The 16,479-nt window shown below is 30.2% G+C and carries 21 protein-coding genes; 20 read left to right on the top strand and 1 reads right to left on the bottom strand.

Annotated elements, in window-relative coordinates; genetic code table 11:
- The first annotated feature begins 30 nt into the window (after positions 1-30).
- The 14 genes from PP176A_RS02405 to pyrR all read left to right on the top strand — a co-directional run bounded on the left by PP176A_RS02405 (position 31) and on the right by pyrR (position 8,715).
- Entirely contained in the window at positions 31-363 is a 333-nt protein-coding gene (locus tag PP176A_RS02405) for a nucleotidyltransferase family protein (RefSeq protein ID WP_071138845.1), read from the top strand.
- Complete coding sequence (locus tag PP176A_RS02400) at positions 329-655, top strand: HepT-like ribonuclease domain-containing protein (protein WP_071138844.1); 327 nt, start codon at positions 329-331, stop codon at positions 653-655. Before PP176A_RS02405 ends, PP176A_RS02400 begins: the two co-directional genes overlap by 35 nt.
- 331 nt (positions 656-986) lie before the next feature.
- Positions 987-1,367, top strand: coding sequence for a hypothetical protein (locus PP176A_RS02395; protein ID WP_071138843.1), 381 nt, complete (start codon positions 987-989; stop codon positions 1,365-1,367).
- A gap of 149 nt (positions 1,368-1,516) precedes the next feature.
- A complete protein-coding gene (locus tag PP176A_RS02390; RefSeq protein ID WP_071138842.1) occupies positions 1,517-2,809 on the top strand; it encodes an HlyD family efflux transporter periplasmic adaptor subunit in 1,293 nt (430 codons plus the stop codon).
- On the top strand, positions 2,802-3,521 hold the full coding sequence (locus tag PP176A_RS02385) for a YggS family pyridoxal phosphate-dependent enzyme (protein ID WP_234958752.1): 720 nt from the start codon (positions 2,802-2,804) through the stop codon (positions 3,519-3,521). Before PP176A_RS02390 ends, PP176A_RS02385 begins: the two co-directional genes overlap by 8 nt.
- Positions 3,522-3,532: 11 nt before the next feature.
- Positions 3,533-3,967 (top strand): cell division protein SepF, encoded by a 435-nt coding sequence (locus PP176A_RS02380; RefSeq protein ID WP_071138841.1) that lies wholly within the window; start codon positions 3,533-3,535, stop codon positions 3,965-3,967.
- Between the two features lie 28 nt (positions 3,968-3,995).
- Positions 3,996-4,262: a YggT family protein gene (locus PP176A_RS02375; protein ID WP_071138840.1), complete on the top strand. Its 267-nt coding sequence runs from the start codon at positions 3,996-3,998 to the stop codon at positions 4,260-4,262.
- A gap of 213 nt (positions 4,263-4,475) precedes the next feature.
- Positions 4,476-5,060, top strand: coding sequence for a YlmH family RNA-binding protein (locus PP176A_RS02370; RefSeq protein ID WP_159429023.1), 585 nt, complete (start codon positions 4,476-4,478; stop codon positions 5,058-5,060).
- Between the two features lie 15 nt (positions 5,061-5,075).
- Positions 5,076-5,609, top strand: a complete 534-nt coding sequence (locus PP176A_RS02365; RefSeq protein WP_071138838.1) for a DivIVA domain-containing protein — start codon at positions 5,076-5,078, stop codon at positions 5,607-5,609.
- A gap of 96 nt (positions 5,610-5,705) precedes the next feature.
- Positions 5,706-5,987 (top strand): DUF5665 domain-containing protein, encoded by a 282-nt coding sequence (locus PP176A_RS02360; protein ID WP_071138837.1) that lies wholly within the window; start codon positions 5,706-5,708, stop codon positions 5,985-5,987.
- A gap of 10 nt (positions 5,988-5,997) precedes the next feature.
- Entirely contained in the window at positions 5,998-6,609 is a 612-nt protein-coding gene (locus PP176A_RS02355) for a TraR/DksA C4-type zinc finger protein (protein ID WP_071138836.1), read from the top strand.
- A gap of 156 nt (positions 6,610-6,765) precedes the next feature.
- Positions 6,766-7,260 carry a signal peptidase II gene (lspA, locus tag PP176A_RS02350; RefSeq protein WP_306341337.1) on the top strand — a complete coding sequence of 165 codons (495 nt, stop codon included), beginning with the start codon at positions 6,766-6,768 and terminating at the stop codon, positions 7,258-7,260.
- Positions 7,260-8,180: an RluA family pseudouridine synthase gene (locus tag PP176A_RS02345; RefSeq protein WP_071138834.1), complete on the top strand. Its 921-nt coding sequence runs from the start codon at positions 7,260-7,262 to the stop codon at positions 8,178-8,180. The genes lspA and PP176A_RS02345 overlap by 1 nt, the downstream gene beginning before the upstream one ends.
- A 1-nt stretch (position 8,181) precedes the next feature.
- On the top strand, positions 8,182-8,715 hold the full coding sequence (gene pyrR / locus PP176A_RS02340) for a bifunctional pyr operon transcriptional regulator/uracil phosphoribosyltransferase PyrR (protein WP_071138833.1): 534 nt from the start codon (positions 8,182-8,184) through the stop codon (positions 8,713-8,715).
- Positions 8,716-8,734: 19 nt separating this feature from the next.
- Here the strand turns inward: pyrR and PP176A_RS02335 are convergent, their stop codons facing one another.
- Positions 8,735-10,501: an Rqc2 family fibronectin-binding protein gene (locus tag PP176A_RS02335; protein WP_071138832.1), complete on the bottom strand. Its 1,767-nt coding sequence runs from the start codon at positions 10,499-10,501 to the stop codon at positions 8,735-8,737.
- Positions 10,502-10,723: 222 nt separating this feature from the next.
- Here PP176A_RS02335 and PP176A_RS02330 point away from each other — a divergent pair, with 222 nt between their 5' ends.
- The 6 genes from PP176A_RS02330 to priA are packed head-to-tail and all read left to right on the top strand — an operon-like array spanning position 10,724 to position 16,477.
- A complete protein-coding gene (locus PP176A_RS02330) occupies positions 10,724-11,653 on the top strand; it encodes a YicC/YloC family endoribonuclease (RefSeq protein ID WP_234958750.1) in 930 nt (309 codons plus the stop codon).
- Positions 11,654-11,675: 22 nt separating this feature from the next.
- Positions 11,676-11,936 (top strand): extracellular matrix/biofilm regulator RemA, encoded by a 261-nt coding sequence (remA, locus tag PP176A_RS02325; protein WP_441296101.1) that lies wholly within the window; start codon positions 11,676-11,678, stop codon positions 11,934-11,936.
- Between the two features lie 15 nt (positions 11,937-11,951).
- Positions 11,952-12,554 carry a guanylate kinase gene (gene gmk, locus PP176A_RS02320; RefSeq protein WP_200795945.1) on the top strand — a complete coding sequence of 201 codons (603 nt, stop codon included), beginning with the start codon at positions 11,952-11,954 and terminating at the stop codon, positions 12,552-12,554.
- A 12-nt stretch (positions 12,555-12,566) separates the two neighbouring features.
- A complete protein-coding gene (gene rpoZ, locus PP176A_RS02315; protein ID WP_071138828.1) occupies positions 12,567-12,776 on the top strand; it encodes a DNA-directed RNA polymerase subunit omega in 210 nt (69 codons plus the stop codon).
- Between the two features lie 9 nt (positions 12,777-12,785).
- A complete protein-coding gene (gene coaBC / locus PP176A_RS02310) occupies positions 12,786-13,991 on the top strand; it encodes a bifunctional phosphopantothenoylcysteine decarboxylase/phosphopantothenate--cysteine ligase CoaBC (protein WP_071138827.1) in 1,206 nt (401 codons plus the stop codon).
- 29 nt (positions 13,992-14,020) lie between these two features.
- Positions 14,021-16,477, top strand: a complete 2,457-nt coding sequence (priA, locus tag PP176A_RS02305; RefSeq protein ID WP_071138826.1) for a primosomal protein N' — start codon at positions 14,021-14,023, stop codon at positions 16,475-16,477.
- The last annotated feature ends 2 nt before the right edge of the window (positions 16,478-16,479 follow it).

The raw sequence follows: 16,479 nt of genomic DNA, 5'->3' as shown, positions 1-16,479 counted from the left end.
AGTTAGATAAGTCCAAGGAGGTTAAGAGTTATGATTTCCGATACTCTTACAATCGAAAAAATAAAAGAAATGACAATCCCGATATTAAAAAGTTATCCGGTAAATAAGGCAATACTGTTTGGGTCCTATGCTAAAGGTGAGGTTGCTAAGAATAGCGATATAGACTTATACATTGATACAAATGGGAAATTAAAGGGCCTGGATTTTGTTGGTTTGCTTGAAATTCTTGTTGATACTTTGGGAAAAGATATAGATTTAATTGATAAATCACATATAGAACCTAATTCTTTAATAATTCAAGAGATTGAAAAGAAAGGAATGGTAATATATGAGAAATCAGAAGATTATCCAAAAAATAATTAACCATATTGAATCTATATTAAAATATACAAACAATGTCACATATGATGAATTTAGAAATAATAACATGATGGTGGAAGCATGTGTGTTTAATTTAAGTCAAATTGGTGAATTAGCTAATAAATTAGATAAGAAATATATGATTGAGTATCCTGACATTCCATGGTTTAAAATGAAAGGTTTAAGAAATCGTATAGTTCATGATTATGAAGGTGTAAATTTAAATTTAATATGGGAAATTGTTTGTATTGATATAAAAATATTAAGAGAACAGTTACTGAAGTTAATCGATTAGTTTATTTCTACATCGAAAGACAAATAAAAGAAAAACATATTATAGAATGATATTATTTGTTAACATCAAAATAAAAGAATAATAAAGATTGTTTGAAAGCTGTCATATTGTAAAATATGGCAGCTTTTTATAACCTATAGGAAAATCCCATTTTCGTTAATTTATATTTGACCTTAAGCGAATTCCAAAAAATGCTTCCTTGATTTATTATGGATTCATATAATATTATAGTGTATTATATATAACTAAAGATCTGTAAATTTAGTTTAAGTAGATAGCCATTTATGGTATAATTATTAATAATAGTATAATTTTATGGGGGTTATGGGGTATGCTTGATTATTTAGAATATATAGTTATAACTTTGTTTATGGTTAGTGTTATAGGATATATCTTGGCTGTGGTTAAAGAAAAAATTTTATTAAAAAATAATATTATACTTATAGATAAAAAATCTGTAACCCAGTCTCATATTGAAGAAACCGACATGAAGGAATTTATTTTAGATGGATTTAGAATTAAATCTGGTGATGAGCTTAAAGTATTTTTGAAAGACAATAAAAAATTTGAGGGAATAGTGATAGGTGCTAAAAAAAAGGAAAAATCTATTTTGATGGTAACTTATGGAGATGAAGTTAAAAAATTCAGCGTAGAAAATATTGCTAAATTTAAGATTGTAAGTAAGTATGGCAAGTTTTTTAAGGAATTTTAGGCTTTGTAGATTGATTGAGGTATATTAATTCTTTAATAGGGCGGAAGTCCTATTAGAAATTTTTTTTGATATTATGAAGGAGAAATGACTTTTTTGAAGAAGATATTATAGATATTAATTTAAGGTTAATAGTCGGAAAGGTGATAGCCATGTCAAAGGAGGAACGTGATAGAAAAAGAAAAAATAAAAAACGATTAAGGCTCATATTGATTTTTTTTATATTAGCATATTTGATTTTTAGAACCGTTCCTACTTTTTATGCTACCACATTTAAAACTACCCTTGCAGAAGAGGGTGAATTGGAGGATGTAGTAAAAGCTGAAGGTGTAGTGATAAAAAAAGAAGATGTTTATAAATCAGAAGGAAATGGGAAAATTTCTACATATTATAAAGAAGGAGATAGAGCAGGAGCGGGGAAAAAAATTGCAAGTATTTCTCTAACAGATGATAAATCAGCTTTAGAAGAAGAACTGAAAGAAGTAAATAGTAAAATTGAAAATTTGAAAAAAGCTGATAAGGAAGGCAAATCATTAAAAACAGACAAAAAAGAAGTAAAAGAAAACTTAAGCGAGACCATTGAGCTTTTACAGGATAAAATAAGTAAAGAGGATTTTGATGACGTTTCTTTAGTAAAGGAAAATATTTATCTTAATATGGGGAAGAATACAGATGTTTCCGGAGAAAATACTCTTCTTAAACAGAGTTTGGATAATCTTAATAAAAGAAAAGCTGAATTAATTAAAGAAATATCCGATAATACTATAAATTACTTTTCTAAAGAATGCGGAATCGTAAGTTTTGACAGCGATGGATTGGAGGATATCTATTCAGCCGAAAATTTGGACAATTATACTTTGGACAAGTTTGAAAGAGTTAACTTAAAGGAAAAGAAAATAAAAAATAATGATAAGGTTGAAACAGGAGATTTTATTTTTAAAATAATTTATAATTTTGAATGGTATATCGGTTGTATAGTAGATGACAGTAAAAAGATAGAATCACTTGAGACAGGAAATACAGTGGAAATAACTGCTAATGACGGTAAAGATAGAATCAAAGGGAAAGTGGAGAAAATAGAAAAAAGAGATGGTAAGGCATTGCTGATATTAAAATTTAATTCTTTTTTCCAAGATTTTTATAATAAGCGTTATATAGATATAAATATAGTAAAAGCTAAGTATGAAGGAATAAAAGTACCGTTGAAATCCATATGTGATGTAGATGGATTAAAGGGTATTTATATAAAAGATATTAGTGGAATAATTAGATTTAGACCTGTAATAATATTAGGCCATAATGATGAATATGCAATAATACAGGAAGGTGATGGGAATAATTATATTAAACTAAAAGATGGAGATGAAACAAGAAAGACCGTAGGTCTGTTTGATGAAATAATTATAAATGGTGACAGTGTTAAGGAGGGACAGATAGTTGATTGACAACTATGAGGAAATTAAAGCTGAATTAAAGGATAATTTAGACAGAGTAGAGGAAAATATTAATAACACTCTTTTAAAAATGGGGAGAAAAAGAGAAGATGTAACTTTATTGGCGGTTACAAAAACAGTTAATCCGGAAAAAATCAATGCTATGCTGGAATTGGGAGTAAAAAATATCGGAGAGAATAAAGCTCAAGAGCTAACTGAGAAATTTCCGGAAATAAGTGGAGATGCGATATGGCATTTTATAGGGCATCTTCAGACAAATAAAGTTAAATATATTATTGATAAGGTAAAATTGATTCATTCTTTAGATAGATTGTCTCTTGCAAAGGAAATAAATAAAAAGGCAGAAGCCGAAAATATTGTTAAGGAAGTGCTTTTGGAGGTAAATATAGCTGAAGAAGAATCAAAATTTGGATTAAAGAAAGAGGAAACAATACCTTTTATTGAACAAATTTTGGATTTCAAAAATATTAAAATCAAGGGATTAATGACCATTGCACCTTTTGCAGAAAATCCTGAAGAAGTAAGATATGTTTTTAGAGATTTAAAAAAATTGGGGGAGGAAATTGAGAGAAAAAGCTATCCCAATTTAGAAATGAAGTACTACTCCATGGGAATGACAAATGATTACACTATAGCGTTAGAAGAAGGCTCAAATATTGTTAGAATAGGTACAGGTTTGTTTGGGAAAAGAATATATAAATAGGAGGGGTTATTATGTCGGATTTTTTAAATAAGGTTAAGTATTTTATTGGAATTGATGATTTAGATGATGAAGAAGAGGAAGAATTTGACGAAAATGAAGATTCTGAATTACCTTTAACTACAAAAGCTACAAAGATGAATAATAAAGTTGTAAATATTCATACTAATGCCAATATGAAAATAATAGTTCACGAACCTATGGCATATGAGGATGCTCCAAGAATCGTTGATGATTTAAAAATGAGGAAAACCGTAATTATTAATTTGGAGAAATTGGATGGAGAGGTTAAAAGACAGATTTTTGATTTTATTAGTGGAGGTTTATACTCATTAGAAGGGAATATTCAAAAAGTCACTAAGGATATTTTTGTTTTAGCGCCAAGCAATGTGGAAATAGATGGAAGCCTTACTGACGAAATCAAAAGTAAGGGGATATTCTCTTGGTAAATAGGGAGAAAGATAAGAGGTTATAATTATGATGGTTTTATATCGTTCTATAAACATATTGTTTTATATTATAGAAATATTGATAATAGTAAGGGCATTTATGTCCTTTATTCCTTCATTAAGAGGTAGTTTTCTGAGCAACTTTATTTATGAGATGACAGAACCTATATTGGGGCCTTGCAGAGGATTGTTGGAAAGAGTCGGACTTAATACTATGATGATTGATTTTTCACCTATACTGGCTATTATTTTTCTAAGGCTCATTTCTTATTTTTTAATTGCAATTATATTTTAATATGGTGATAAGATGATTGAGGACAAAAATAAGTATATTGTTAATATAAAAGATAAGAATCAAATTCTTAATGCCAGAAAATTATTGGATAAAATTGAGAAGGTTATTAAAAGCTATACTGTTTGTTCAACGGATTTTTTAGATCCTTATGAAATTAGAATTTCAAAGAGCATTTTAAATAGATTTCCTGAAATATCTTATAAGGAAGAAGGTTTGATTAAAAATTCGGAAAGAAAAATTATCCTTATATATCCTGATTACATGTCATTTGAAGATGTAAAAGCGGATCTGTGTCCTTTATCCATTAAAGGAAGATTTGAAAATTTAAATCATAAAGATTTTTTAGGTGCAATTATGAGTTTACGAATAAGACGAGAAAAAATTGGGGATATTTTAATACATAAGGATGAAACTCAAATAATAATAAAAAATGATATTAAAGATTATTTGCTCTATAATCTAAAAACTGTGGGCAAAGAAAAAGTTTACATAGAGGAAATAAGACAAGAAGATTTAAAATTACCTGAAGAAGTTTATGAAGATAAAAAGGTATCTTTATCTTCTTTAAGGTTAGATGTTGTAATGAGTAATTCTTATGATTTATCCAGAAATGAGAGTTTAGAGATTATTAAACTCAACAAAGTAAAAGTTAATTGGCAGCCTATTTCAAAATCTTTTTTTGAGGTTAAAGAGGGGGACTTAATTTCTGTAAGAGGATATGGTAGATCTAAAATTATATCTTTAGATGGAATAAATAAAAAAAATAAATTTAGAGCTACTGTAAGAATATATAAGTAAATGGAGTGAAAAAACATGCTTACGCCACTGGATATTCAAAATAAGGAATTTAAAAGGGCTTTTAGAGGATATAAGGAGACTGAAGTTGATATTTTTCTTGATGAAATCATATTGGATTATGAGAAGGTTTATAAAGAAAATATTGAGCTGAAGGATAAAATTACGATGTTGACAGACCAGCTAAAACAATATGATAATTTGGAGGATACCTTGAAGAATACTCTTATAGTCGCTCAAAGTACTGCCGAAGAAGTAACAACTACAGCAAGGAAAAAAGCCGAATTGATAATATCGGAAGCCGAGAGTCAATCTAAGGGTATTATTCAGAATGCCAATGAGGAAGTGCGCAATATCAGAAAGGAATATGAAGAACTAAAAAAAGAGGTATTTGTTTTTACTACTCGCTTTAAATCTTTAATTGAATCCCAATTGACAACAATGGATGAATATTATAGGCGAATTGATAAAAATAACAGCAATACTAATGTAACGGACAAGGAAATAGCAGTATCTTCCGAATTAGAAGAAGATAAAGGAATGGAGGAATAACCTCCATTTTTTTATACTCCATAGGCAAGTCCTATTCATATTATAAAATTGAATTATTCTTATTAATTTGGAGATATTATTTATGAGGGGAGAAGATTGAGAAGGAAAAAAGAAATTGAAAAAAAAATTGATGATATTGCATTAAATTTAGAGAAAAGTAAAATAGGAGAGTATGTTGATCTAATCAATAACCGAAAAAAACTTCTGTATTTAAATTTTATTCAGGGGTTGGCCAGGGGGTTTGGTATGGCAGTCGGTTTTACTATCCTTGGAGCATTAGTAGTTTACTTTTTACAAAGATTAATAAAATTAAATATTCCTTTGATTGGAAGTTTTATAGCTGAAATAGTAAATATAGTTCAATATTATCTTCATTAGGAGGAATGCAATGAATAAAGAAAAGATAGAACATTATAAAAAATTGTTGGGCTCCGAAAAGAAAAAAGTTGAAAAGATAATAGAAAGAATGGAATATTCCGATGATTCAAGTTCCATGGAAAGATATTATAGTGAATTATCTTTTTATGACAACCATCCCGGAGATTTGGGAACCGAAATGTTTATGATGGAACAGGATAAAGGAATGAAAGATAAGTTAAATGATACTTTAAAGGAAATAGAAGTATCTGAGAGTAAATTATATAATGATAAATTTGGATTATGTGATAATTGCGGGAGAAAAATAGAAGATGAAAGGCTTGAAATAATTCCTTATGCGAATTTGTGTGCTGAATGTTCAAAGAAAAAGGCGTTATCCGATGAAGAAAAGATATTTGAAACAAAACCTGAAAGTATGAAATCATTTTTTCCTGCTAATGGTGATAAAGTAGAATTTGACAGTGAAGACAGTTATCAGGCTGTCGACAGATATAACAGAGTAAAAAATGATCCGTCCTTTTCCACCGGCGATTACAGAGGAATGTTGGATGAAGATGATACTGGAACGGTAGAAGAAGTAGAAAAGATTTCTGAAGAATATTACAAAAAAGGCCTCGATTAAAATAAATTAATGAAGCCTTTTTTGAAACCCATTGATGGAAAGCACAAATTAAGGAAGAATAAAGCTTTCCTATGGGTTATAAAAAAATTAGCTGGTAGTAGGAATACTGGCTTTTTTTGTTGTATAAATTCATGTATTGGATTAAAATATAAGTAAATAAACTATCTTAAGGAGGGCAAAATTTTGCTGTATGGAATATTTATACTGATACTGATACTTGATCAATTATCAAAATATATCGTGGTAAAATACTTAAAAGCTGAAAGTCCCGTTGTAATAATAAAAAATTTTCTTCAATTTCATTATGTGGAAAATTATGGGGCAGCTTTCGGGATACTTCAAAATCGAAAAATATTTTTTCTGATTATGACTTTTATAGTAATCTTAATAATAATTATATTTTTGAAAAGGAATTTTTATTATCTGAGTAATTCCATGAAATTAGCCTTAGTTATGCTTATGGCTGGGGCAATAGGCAATTTAATAGACAGAATCAGATTGGGATATGTAATTGACTTTATAAGTTTTCGCTTTTTAAACAGGTATAATTTCCCTGTATTTAATGTTGCTGATAGTTTCGTTGTTATATCGACTGTTATGATTATTTATATGGTTATTTTCAATAAATATGAAGTCAGTAGGGGGCTATAATGGATATAGTTGAAATATATGTAGGGGAAGAAGATGGAGAGAGAATAGATTCTTACTTAGCCCAAGAACTAAATAATGTATCAAGGAGCTACGTTCAAGGCCTTATTAAAAATCAATTGATTACGGTAAACGGAAATCACGTCAAACCAAAGCATATAGTCAAAGAAGGAGAGCATATAATAGTAAATATTCCTCCTCCTAAGGTTTTGGATATAAAACCTCAAAATATTCCTATTGATATTGTATATGAAGATAAGGATATAGGGGTAATTAATAAACCTCAAGGAATGGTGGTTCATCCCGCACCAGGGAATTATTCCAATACTTTAGTCAATGCTCTTCTTTATCACATGGACAGTCTGTCGTCAATTAATGGGATTATAAGGCCCGGAATAGTTCATAGGATTGATAAGGATACGTCTGGGCTTCTTATTATAGCGAAGAATGACACATCCCATAGAGTATTATCAGAAGATTTGAAATCTCATTCCATAGATAGAATTTATACGGCTTTGGTTCATGGAAATATAAAAGAAGATGATGGAACTATAGATAAGCCTATAGGTAGAGATCCCAAAAATAGAAAGAAGATGGCGGTAGTTTACGAGAATGGTAGAAAAGCCGTTACTCATTTTAAGGTACTAAAGAGATACGGAAAATATACTTTATTAAAACTAAAATTGGAAACAGGAAGAACTCATCAAATAAGGGTTCACATGGCATATATCAATCATCCTGTAGTGGGAGACCCTCTTTATTCGAATTTTAAGGAGGAATTTAAATTAAAGGGACAACTTCTTCATGCAGGGAAAATTGTTTTTAATCATCCCGTTAGTGGGAAGCATATGGAATTTACTTGTGATATTCCTGAATATTTTAAAAGGGTACTTAAAATATTGGATATAAAAGAAGGAGAATGAAATGAATACAAAAGCTCTAATAATGAACGAAAAGGCAATTCAAAGAGCTATTACAAGAATTGCCAATGAAATAATTGAAAAAAACAAGGGGACCAATGATTTAATCTTTGTGGGAATTAAAACAAGAGGAGTTCCCTTTGCCGAGAGATTATCATCAAAAATATTTGAAATAGAGGGAATAAAACTTTCTGTTGTAGTTTTAGATATTACTTTTTACAGGGACGATCTGACGAAAATTTATAAAGATCCCATAGTAAAAAATAACAGCATAGATGTTGATATTGATAATAAGACAATAATATTATGTGATGACGTTATTTTTACGGGAAGAACCGTAAGAGCAGCATTAGATGCGTTAATAGATAAGGGAAGGCCTAAAAGAGTCCAGCTAGCGGTATTAATAGACAGAGGTCATAGAGAATTTCCCATAAGGCCAGATTATGTAGGCAAGAATGTGCCTACTAAAAAAAGTGAAGTTATAAGTGTACAATTTAAAGAGACGGATAAATTGGAACAGGTAATTATTAAAGAATAGAAAGGAAAAAAGTTCCTATTCATTCCGCTCTTTTCATCTTTTCAATTATATCTTTATCCGGATTTACATATATGGTTTTGTAATTTTCATATATTACCATTCCGGGCTTTGAACCCTTTGGTTTTTTAACATATTTTTTCAAAGTATAATCTACAGAGACATTTTGAGAATTTTTTCCTCTGCTGAAATAAGCCGCCAATGTGGCTCCCTCTATTATAGTTGTTTCAGGTATATTTTCGTTAAATCTTATTATCACATGACTTCCGGGAATATTCTTTCCGTGAAGCCATAAATCCTCTCTGTTCGCAAATTTTAAGGTCAGATAATCGTTTTGTTTATTATTTTTGCCTACGAAGATATCAATGCCATCTGAAGAAATAAAATGATATGGTTTTGAAACAATAGTTTCCTTTTTCTTTTTATTCCTTGGATTGCTTTTTATATATCCTTCATTAAATAATTCCTCTTTGATTTCATCTAATTCAGTTATATCTGTACAGTTTTCTATTCCTATCATTACATTTTCCAAATATGATATTTCTTCTTCGGTTTGAGGTATTTGCTGGTCAAGAAGCTTTGCGGCATTTTTTAATTTTGCGTATTTTTTATAGTATTTTTGCGCGTTTTGTGACGGGGACAATTTTACATCTAAAGGAATAGAAATTACCTCTGAATTTTCATCATAAAAGTTTTCTAAATTTATTTCCTTAATTCCTTTATCTATTTTATAAATATTGGCAGATATTAAATCTGCATATATCTTATATATATCCCTTTTTTGAGCTTCAACCAGTTCCTTCTTTTGCTTGAGAAGTTTGTTCCTTGATCTTTCCATCTTTGTTTCGATTATCTTTTTAATAGATGAGGACTTCTGGGAAATCCTATCTGATATATCCCTTTTTTCATAGAATTTTTCTAATATTTTACTCATGGAATTATCGTATTCTTTAGGAAAATGATTAAATTGTAATATGTCCAGGGCATGAAAGAATACCTTGCCTAAAGACTTTGCATTTATAATATTAGGGGTAAAGTTATTTGTATTTACACCTTTTATTAGATCAGAGAAGGATAAAAATATTTTTTCCATTTCTTCATTGCTAACTGAAGACAATAAATTGTCTCCGTTAATATTTGCTCTGTAGCATATTTCTCTACTGACTAAAGGGCTTAATCCCGTATAATTTTTATAAAAGAATTTATATATTTGACTGTTCTTATTTGTATCACCAATTCTTTCTGAAAAATTTTTCTTATCTAAATTTAAAGGATTTAATTTTTCTTCAGAAGGGGGGTATTCATATGTTAGTCCAGGAAGTATCTGCCTTATTCTGCTTACTCCTTCCGGAACTCTTTTAATTGAATCAATAATCTTTTTTGTGGATTTTTCTATAAGTATTATATTGCTCCATTTTCCCATTAATTCAAATATTAAAGTTTTAACGGTTAATTCTCCCATCTCATTGGGAGATTGAATATCCATGGATATAACTCTATCCAGTTGAAACTGTTCGATATTTAATATATACCCTCCCTGAATATGTTTTCTGAGAAGCATACAAAACATAGGAGGATTATCAGGATTTAATTTTGAAGTTTTAGTCAGGTAAGCACGGGAATTATTGCTGCTGACTGAAATAAGAAGCTTGTAATTTTCTCCTTTGTTATGAATATGAACAAGTATTTCATCTTTTTCCTGCTGATATATCTTATCGATTCTTCCTCCGTATATATTTTCATTTAATTCTTTTACTAAAGCTCTTGTAACTATTCCATCAAAAGACATCTTTATTCCTCCGTAGTAATTTTGTAGATAAATTTTTATCATATAAAGTATAGCATTTATTTTAATTAAAATAAATATTATAAAATAAATAAATAAAAATGGAATTTTTCTACGAGCTATAAAACAAGGATAAAATTTTAATTTTTTGTAATAATCAATGGATAAATATCTTTAATAGTATTATAATTTCTATATGGTTTTAAATTGACAGGCATGTAAATTGTGGTACAATGGTTTATAATAGTAGCGGAAAGGATGATAGATAATACCATGATAAAAAGTATGACTGGTTTTGGAAGAGGAGAAAGCAGCGATGGTATACATAGTTTCACTGTGGAGATTAAGACTCTGAATCATAGGTATAATGATATTGTTATCAAAATGCCCAAACATATTGGATATCTGGAAGAGAGAGTAAAGAAGATAATTAAGAAGTATATAATCAGGGGAAGAGTTGAAGTATATATAAATTTAGAGTATATTAATGAAACAAATGTAGATATTAATGTGGATATACCTCTTGCTAAATCATACAAATCCGCCTTGGAGAGAGTTGCTGAGGAATTGAATATTGAAGAAAAAGTAACTTTAGATAATATTGTAAGCATACCTGAAATTATAAAAATTCAGAGAAAAGAAGAGGATGAAGAGGTAATATGGAATTGCCTTAAACCTGCCGTAGAGGATGCGGTAGATTATATTATGAATATGAGAATTAAAGAAGGCGAGGAGCTTAAAAAAGATGTGTTGTTAAAAATAAATAACTTTAAAGAAATAATAAAGAGTATAGAGAGAAAAGCTCCTTTCATAGTAAACGAATATAAAGAAGGATTAAGAAAAAGAGTTTCAGAGCTATTGGGGGATGAGTTTAATTTAGATGAAGAGAAATTAATGAATGAAGTGGTATTTTTTGCTGATAAGAGCAATATAAATGAGGAGATTGTAAGGCTTTATAGCCATATAAATCAGTTTGAGTCAAGTCTGGAATTAAACGAGTCCGTAGGAAGAAAATTAGATTTTTTAATTCAAGAGATGAACAGGGAAATAAATACTATTGGTTCAAAGGTGAATGATATAGAAGTAAACAGTTGTGTTGTGGAAGCAAAGAGTGAATTGGAGAAAATCAGAGAGCAAGTACAAAATTTTGAATAAAACAGGAGGTATAATTGTGGGTATTAAGTTAGTTAATATAGGTTTTGGAAATATTGTTTCAGCAAACAGGATAATTGCAATTGTTAGCCCCGAATCAGCTCCGATTAAAAGAATGATTCAGGAAGCAAGGGACAGAGGAATATTAATTGATGCTACTTATGGAAGAAGAACAAGGGCAGTTATTGTAACTGACAGTGACCATGTTATTCTTTCTGCAGTTCAGCCTGAAACTGTAGCCCATAGATTTAATGATAAGGATAATTTTGATGGTGATATAGATTAGAAAGAAGGATTTATGATGAGCAAGGGACTTTTAATTGTTATATCGGGACCATCAGGATGTGGTAAAGGAACAATATGTGAAGAACTACTTAACAGAAATAAATCATTAAGTGTTTCTGTCTCGGCAACTACTCGTTCTCCGAGAAAGGGAGAAGAATACGGAGAAAATTATTTTTATATGGATGAAAAAAAATTTCAAGAGATGGTAGATAATGATGAATTTTTGGAATATGCTTTTGTTCACAACCATTACTATGGAACTCCTAAACAATTTGTTTTTGAAAAATTGAAAAAAGGTGAAGATATTATTTTGGAAATAGATGTTCAAGGAGCATTAAATGTAAAGAAAATATATCCCGAAGGAGTTTTTATATTCATACTTCCGCCTTCAATAGATGAACTCAAAAATAGAATAGTAAAAAGGGGAACAGAAAACCTTAGAGATATAGCCTTAAGACTTCGCAATGCTTATGAAGAATTAAACAAGGCTTTTGAGTATGAATATCTTGTCATAAACGATGAAGTTCCGAATGCAGTCAGAAAAATTGAGGCGATAATAATTGCCGAAAAATGCAGAGCAGTGAGACAGCGTTCTGTAATTAAATCAATTTTAGATTAAGGAGGATACTATATGTTTTATACATCTATTAATGAGTTGGCTAAAAAAGCTGACAGCAGATATACCCTTGTTATTCTTGCGTCTAAAAGAGCAAGGCAGATAGTTGATGGCTCGAAGCCATATATTACTACAGATTCTACGAAACCTGTTTCTATAGCTATTGAGGAAATAGCCGAGGGGAAAATAACCTATAGAAGACCTGAAATTAAGGGAATAAAGTAGGTGGATAAGATGTTAAATGGTAAAAATATACTGATAGGAGTAAGCGGAGGGATTGCATGTTATAAGGTATGTGATGTGGTAAGCAGGCTCAAAAAACTTAATTCAAATGTAGATGTGATTATGACAAAATCTGCTGTGGAATTTGTTTCTCCATTGACATTTCAAACCTTATCCCAAAATTTTGTTTATGTTGATATGTTTAAAGAGCCAAAGACTTTTGAAGTGGAACATATTTCTCTTGCCAAAAAAGCGGATATTGTTCTGATTGCTCCTGCCACGGGAAATATAATAGGCAAGATTGCAAGCGGAATAGCTGACGATATGCTCACGACGGTTATTATGGCTACCAGAGCAAAAGTTATCTTTGCTCCGGCAATGAATACGAATATGTATACAAACCCTATAGTTCAGGATAATATAAAGAAGCTTTCAGAAATGGGATATGAGTTTATAAAACCAGGGAAGGGAAGACTTGCTTGTGGAGATTATGGAGAAGGCAAGATGGCGGAGCCTGAAATTATAGTGGATTATATATTTAATTCATTTCATAAAGATGATTTAAAAGACAAGAAAATAGTCATAACTGCAGGACCTACAATAGAACCTTTAGATCCGGTGAGATATATGACTAATTTTTCCAGCGGCAAAATGGGATATGCCTTAGCTGAAGAAGCTAAAAAAAGAGGTGGAGAGGTTGTCCTCATAACCGGTCCGGTAAATTTGACCCCGCCTTATGGGGTAGAGATAATAAAAATCAATACTACTATTGAAATGTTAAATGCAGTTGAAAAAAATTTTGGCGATTGCGATATTTTGATAAAGGCTGCTGCTCCTTTGGATTATAGACCGGAAACCGTAAGCAAAGATAAAATTAAGAAAAACGGGGAAAGTCTACAGCTTAAATTTGTTCCGAACCCGGATATAGCGGTTCATTTTGGGAAACTTAAAAAAAACCAAATTATAGTGGGGTTTGCTGCAGAAACAAATAATGTCATAGAATATGCTAAGGGAAAACTGAAAAAGAAAAATTTCGACTTTATAGTTGTTAATGATATTTCCAAAGATGGCGCAGGATTTAGAACGGATACAAATATAGTCTCAATAATTGATAATAAAGATGTGGTTGACAATTATCCTCTAATGGAAAAAAGAAAATTAGCGGGAATTATATTGGATAAAGCAGTGGAATTGATTGATAAAAGAGATAAGTTATAACTATTTTTAAATTGGGAAGGTTGATTTCCATGGAAAATTTAGCAGCACAGGTAATTATTTATAATAATTCTTCAAAAACGGACAAACCTTTTACTTATTTAATAGAGGATAGAATGAAGGATAATATTCAGGAAGGAATGAGAGTTGCAGTTCCCTTCGGAGTTGGAAACAGAATTATTCAGGGAATAGTTGTAAGGATATTTGAATGGAAGGATAAGACTAAAAATTTAAAATATATAGCAGATGCATTGGATTTTGAACCTATTTTATCTAAAAATATGATTGAATTAAGCCTATGGATGAGAGAAAATTATTTATGTTCTTATTTGGATGCTTTTCATTTGGTTATGCCTCCGGGAGATTTTAAAGAAATTCGAACTGTTCTTAATGTTAATAATGTTCCTTTAAAAAATTTGACAAAAGAAGAAGAAAAAATAGTAGGATATATAAATCAAAAGGGAAAATGTTACTTAGATGATGTTAAAAAATTTATGGATCACGAGAATGCCAATAAGATTATTAATAATTTAAAGAAAAAAAATATAGTTTATAATACTTTGGAAATTGAAACTAAAATAAACAAAAAATTAGAAAAATATATTTCTTTAAGTTCAAATCAAAGTAAGGATGATATTTTAAAAGATATAAGTTCCCGAGGAAAAAAACAAATAGAGGTAGTCAATTATCTTTATAAAAAAAAAGGAGCTTTTATAAAAAATTTAATGGAAGATACGAAAGCCTCCTATCAAACTATAAAAGCCCTTGCTGATAAGGGTTTAATAAAGGTAACCGAAACAGAAGTGTTTAGGAATGTCATCAAGAGTGATATAAGCCCTTATAAAAGGTTTAAACTTACACCAGAACAACTAAAATGTTTTAATACAATACTTGATGATATAAATAAAAATGGTTCCTTTTTAATTCATGGAGTAACGGGAAGCGGAAAAACAGAAATTTATCTTCAGATTATTGAAGAAATGATTAAGGCCGGAAAGGATACAATAGTATTGGTACCTGAGATATCCCTTACACCTCAAACGATTGAAAGGTTTGTGGGAAGATTCGGGAGCAATGTTGCGGTTCTTCATTCCAAGCTTTCTTACGGGGAAAGGTTTGACGAATGGAGAAAGATAAAGGAAGGAAAGGTTAAAATAGCTATTGGAGCCAGATCGGCTGTATTTGCTCCGTTTAATAATTTGGGGCTTATTATAATTGACGAAGAGCATGAAACAAGTTATAAATCAGGGATGAATCCTAAATACAGTGCTTACGAAGTAGCAAGAAAAAGATGTGACATGGAAGGAAGTTCTTTAATATTGGGTACGGCTACTCCGTCTGTTGAAACTTATAATAGTGTTTTAAATGGTGAAATAAAATTATTTGTTTTAAAAAAAAGAATTAACAATAAAAAGATGCCTGTAATGGATATAATAGACATGAGGGAAGAATTAAACAATGGAAACAATTCTATATTCAGCAGAAAGCTATATAGGGAAATAGAAGAAAATTTGAAAGAGGGCAAGCAGACCATACTTTTTTTAAACAGAAGAGGGTATTCTACCTTTGTTTCTTGCCGAAAATGCGGGTATGTGATAAAATGTAAAAGCTGTGATATAACCATGACTTATCATATACAGGAAAATAAATTAAAGTGCCATTATTGCGGAAAAGAAATGATTGCTCCCAAGATTTGTCCTAAATGCGGGAGTAATTATATAAAATACTTTGGTATAGGAACTCAAAAGGTTGAAGAACAGGTGAAAAAATATTTTCCTAAAGCCTCGGTGGAAAGAATGGATACAGACACGGTGACAAAAAAAGGAAGCCATGAAAAAATATTTGGAAGGATGAAAAGGGGAGAAACAGATATACTTATTGGTACCCAGATGATTTCAAAAGGTCTTGATTTTCCTAATGTAACTTTAGTTGGAATAATAGCCGCAGATACCAGTTTAAACCTTCCTGATTACAGATCAAGCGAGAGAACTTTTCAGCTTCTGACTCAAGTGGCAGGGAGAGCGGGAAGGGGAGATTTTGAAGGAAGAGTAATAGTTCAGACTTATAATCCCGAACATTTCAGTATTCAAATGGCAAAGGATTATAATTATGAAGGCTTTTTCGATAGGGAAATACTCTTAAGAAAGGAATTTGAATTTCCGCCCTTTACAAATATTTTGAGTATTATTGTATATGGAAAAGAAAAAGAACGAGTTATAAATGTGTCCAAAGATATACATAGTGAGATTATAAAAAATTTGGAATTTATTTATGATTATAATTTAATAGGAAATATATATGGTCCTAATCCCGCACTTATAGAGAAGATTAAGGATAATTACAGATGGCAGATATTATTTAAATGCCCCGATGAAGATTTATTTCAGTTAAAAGATATCATTAGAAGGGTATGTATAAATAATAGGGATGATAAAAAATATAGAGGAGTTAAATTTAATATTGATATAAATCCCAGTTCAATATTATAGGA

Source organism: Sporanaerobacter sp. PP17-6a (assembly GCF_900095615.1).
Lineage (GTDB): Bacteria > Bacillota > Clostridia > Tissierellales > Acidilutibacteraceae > Acidilutibacter > Acidilutibacter cellobiosedens.
This window is presented reverse-complemented; position numbering and strand designations above follow the sequence as displayed.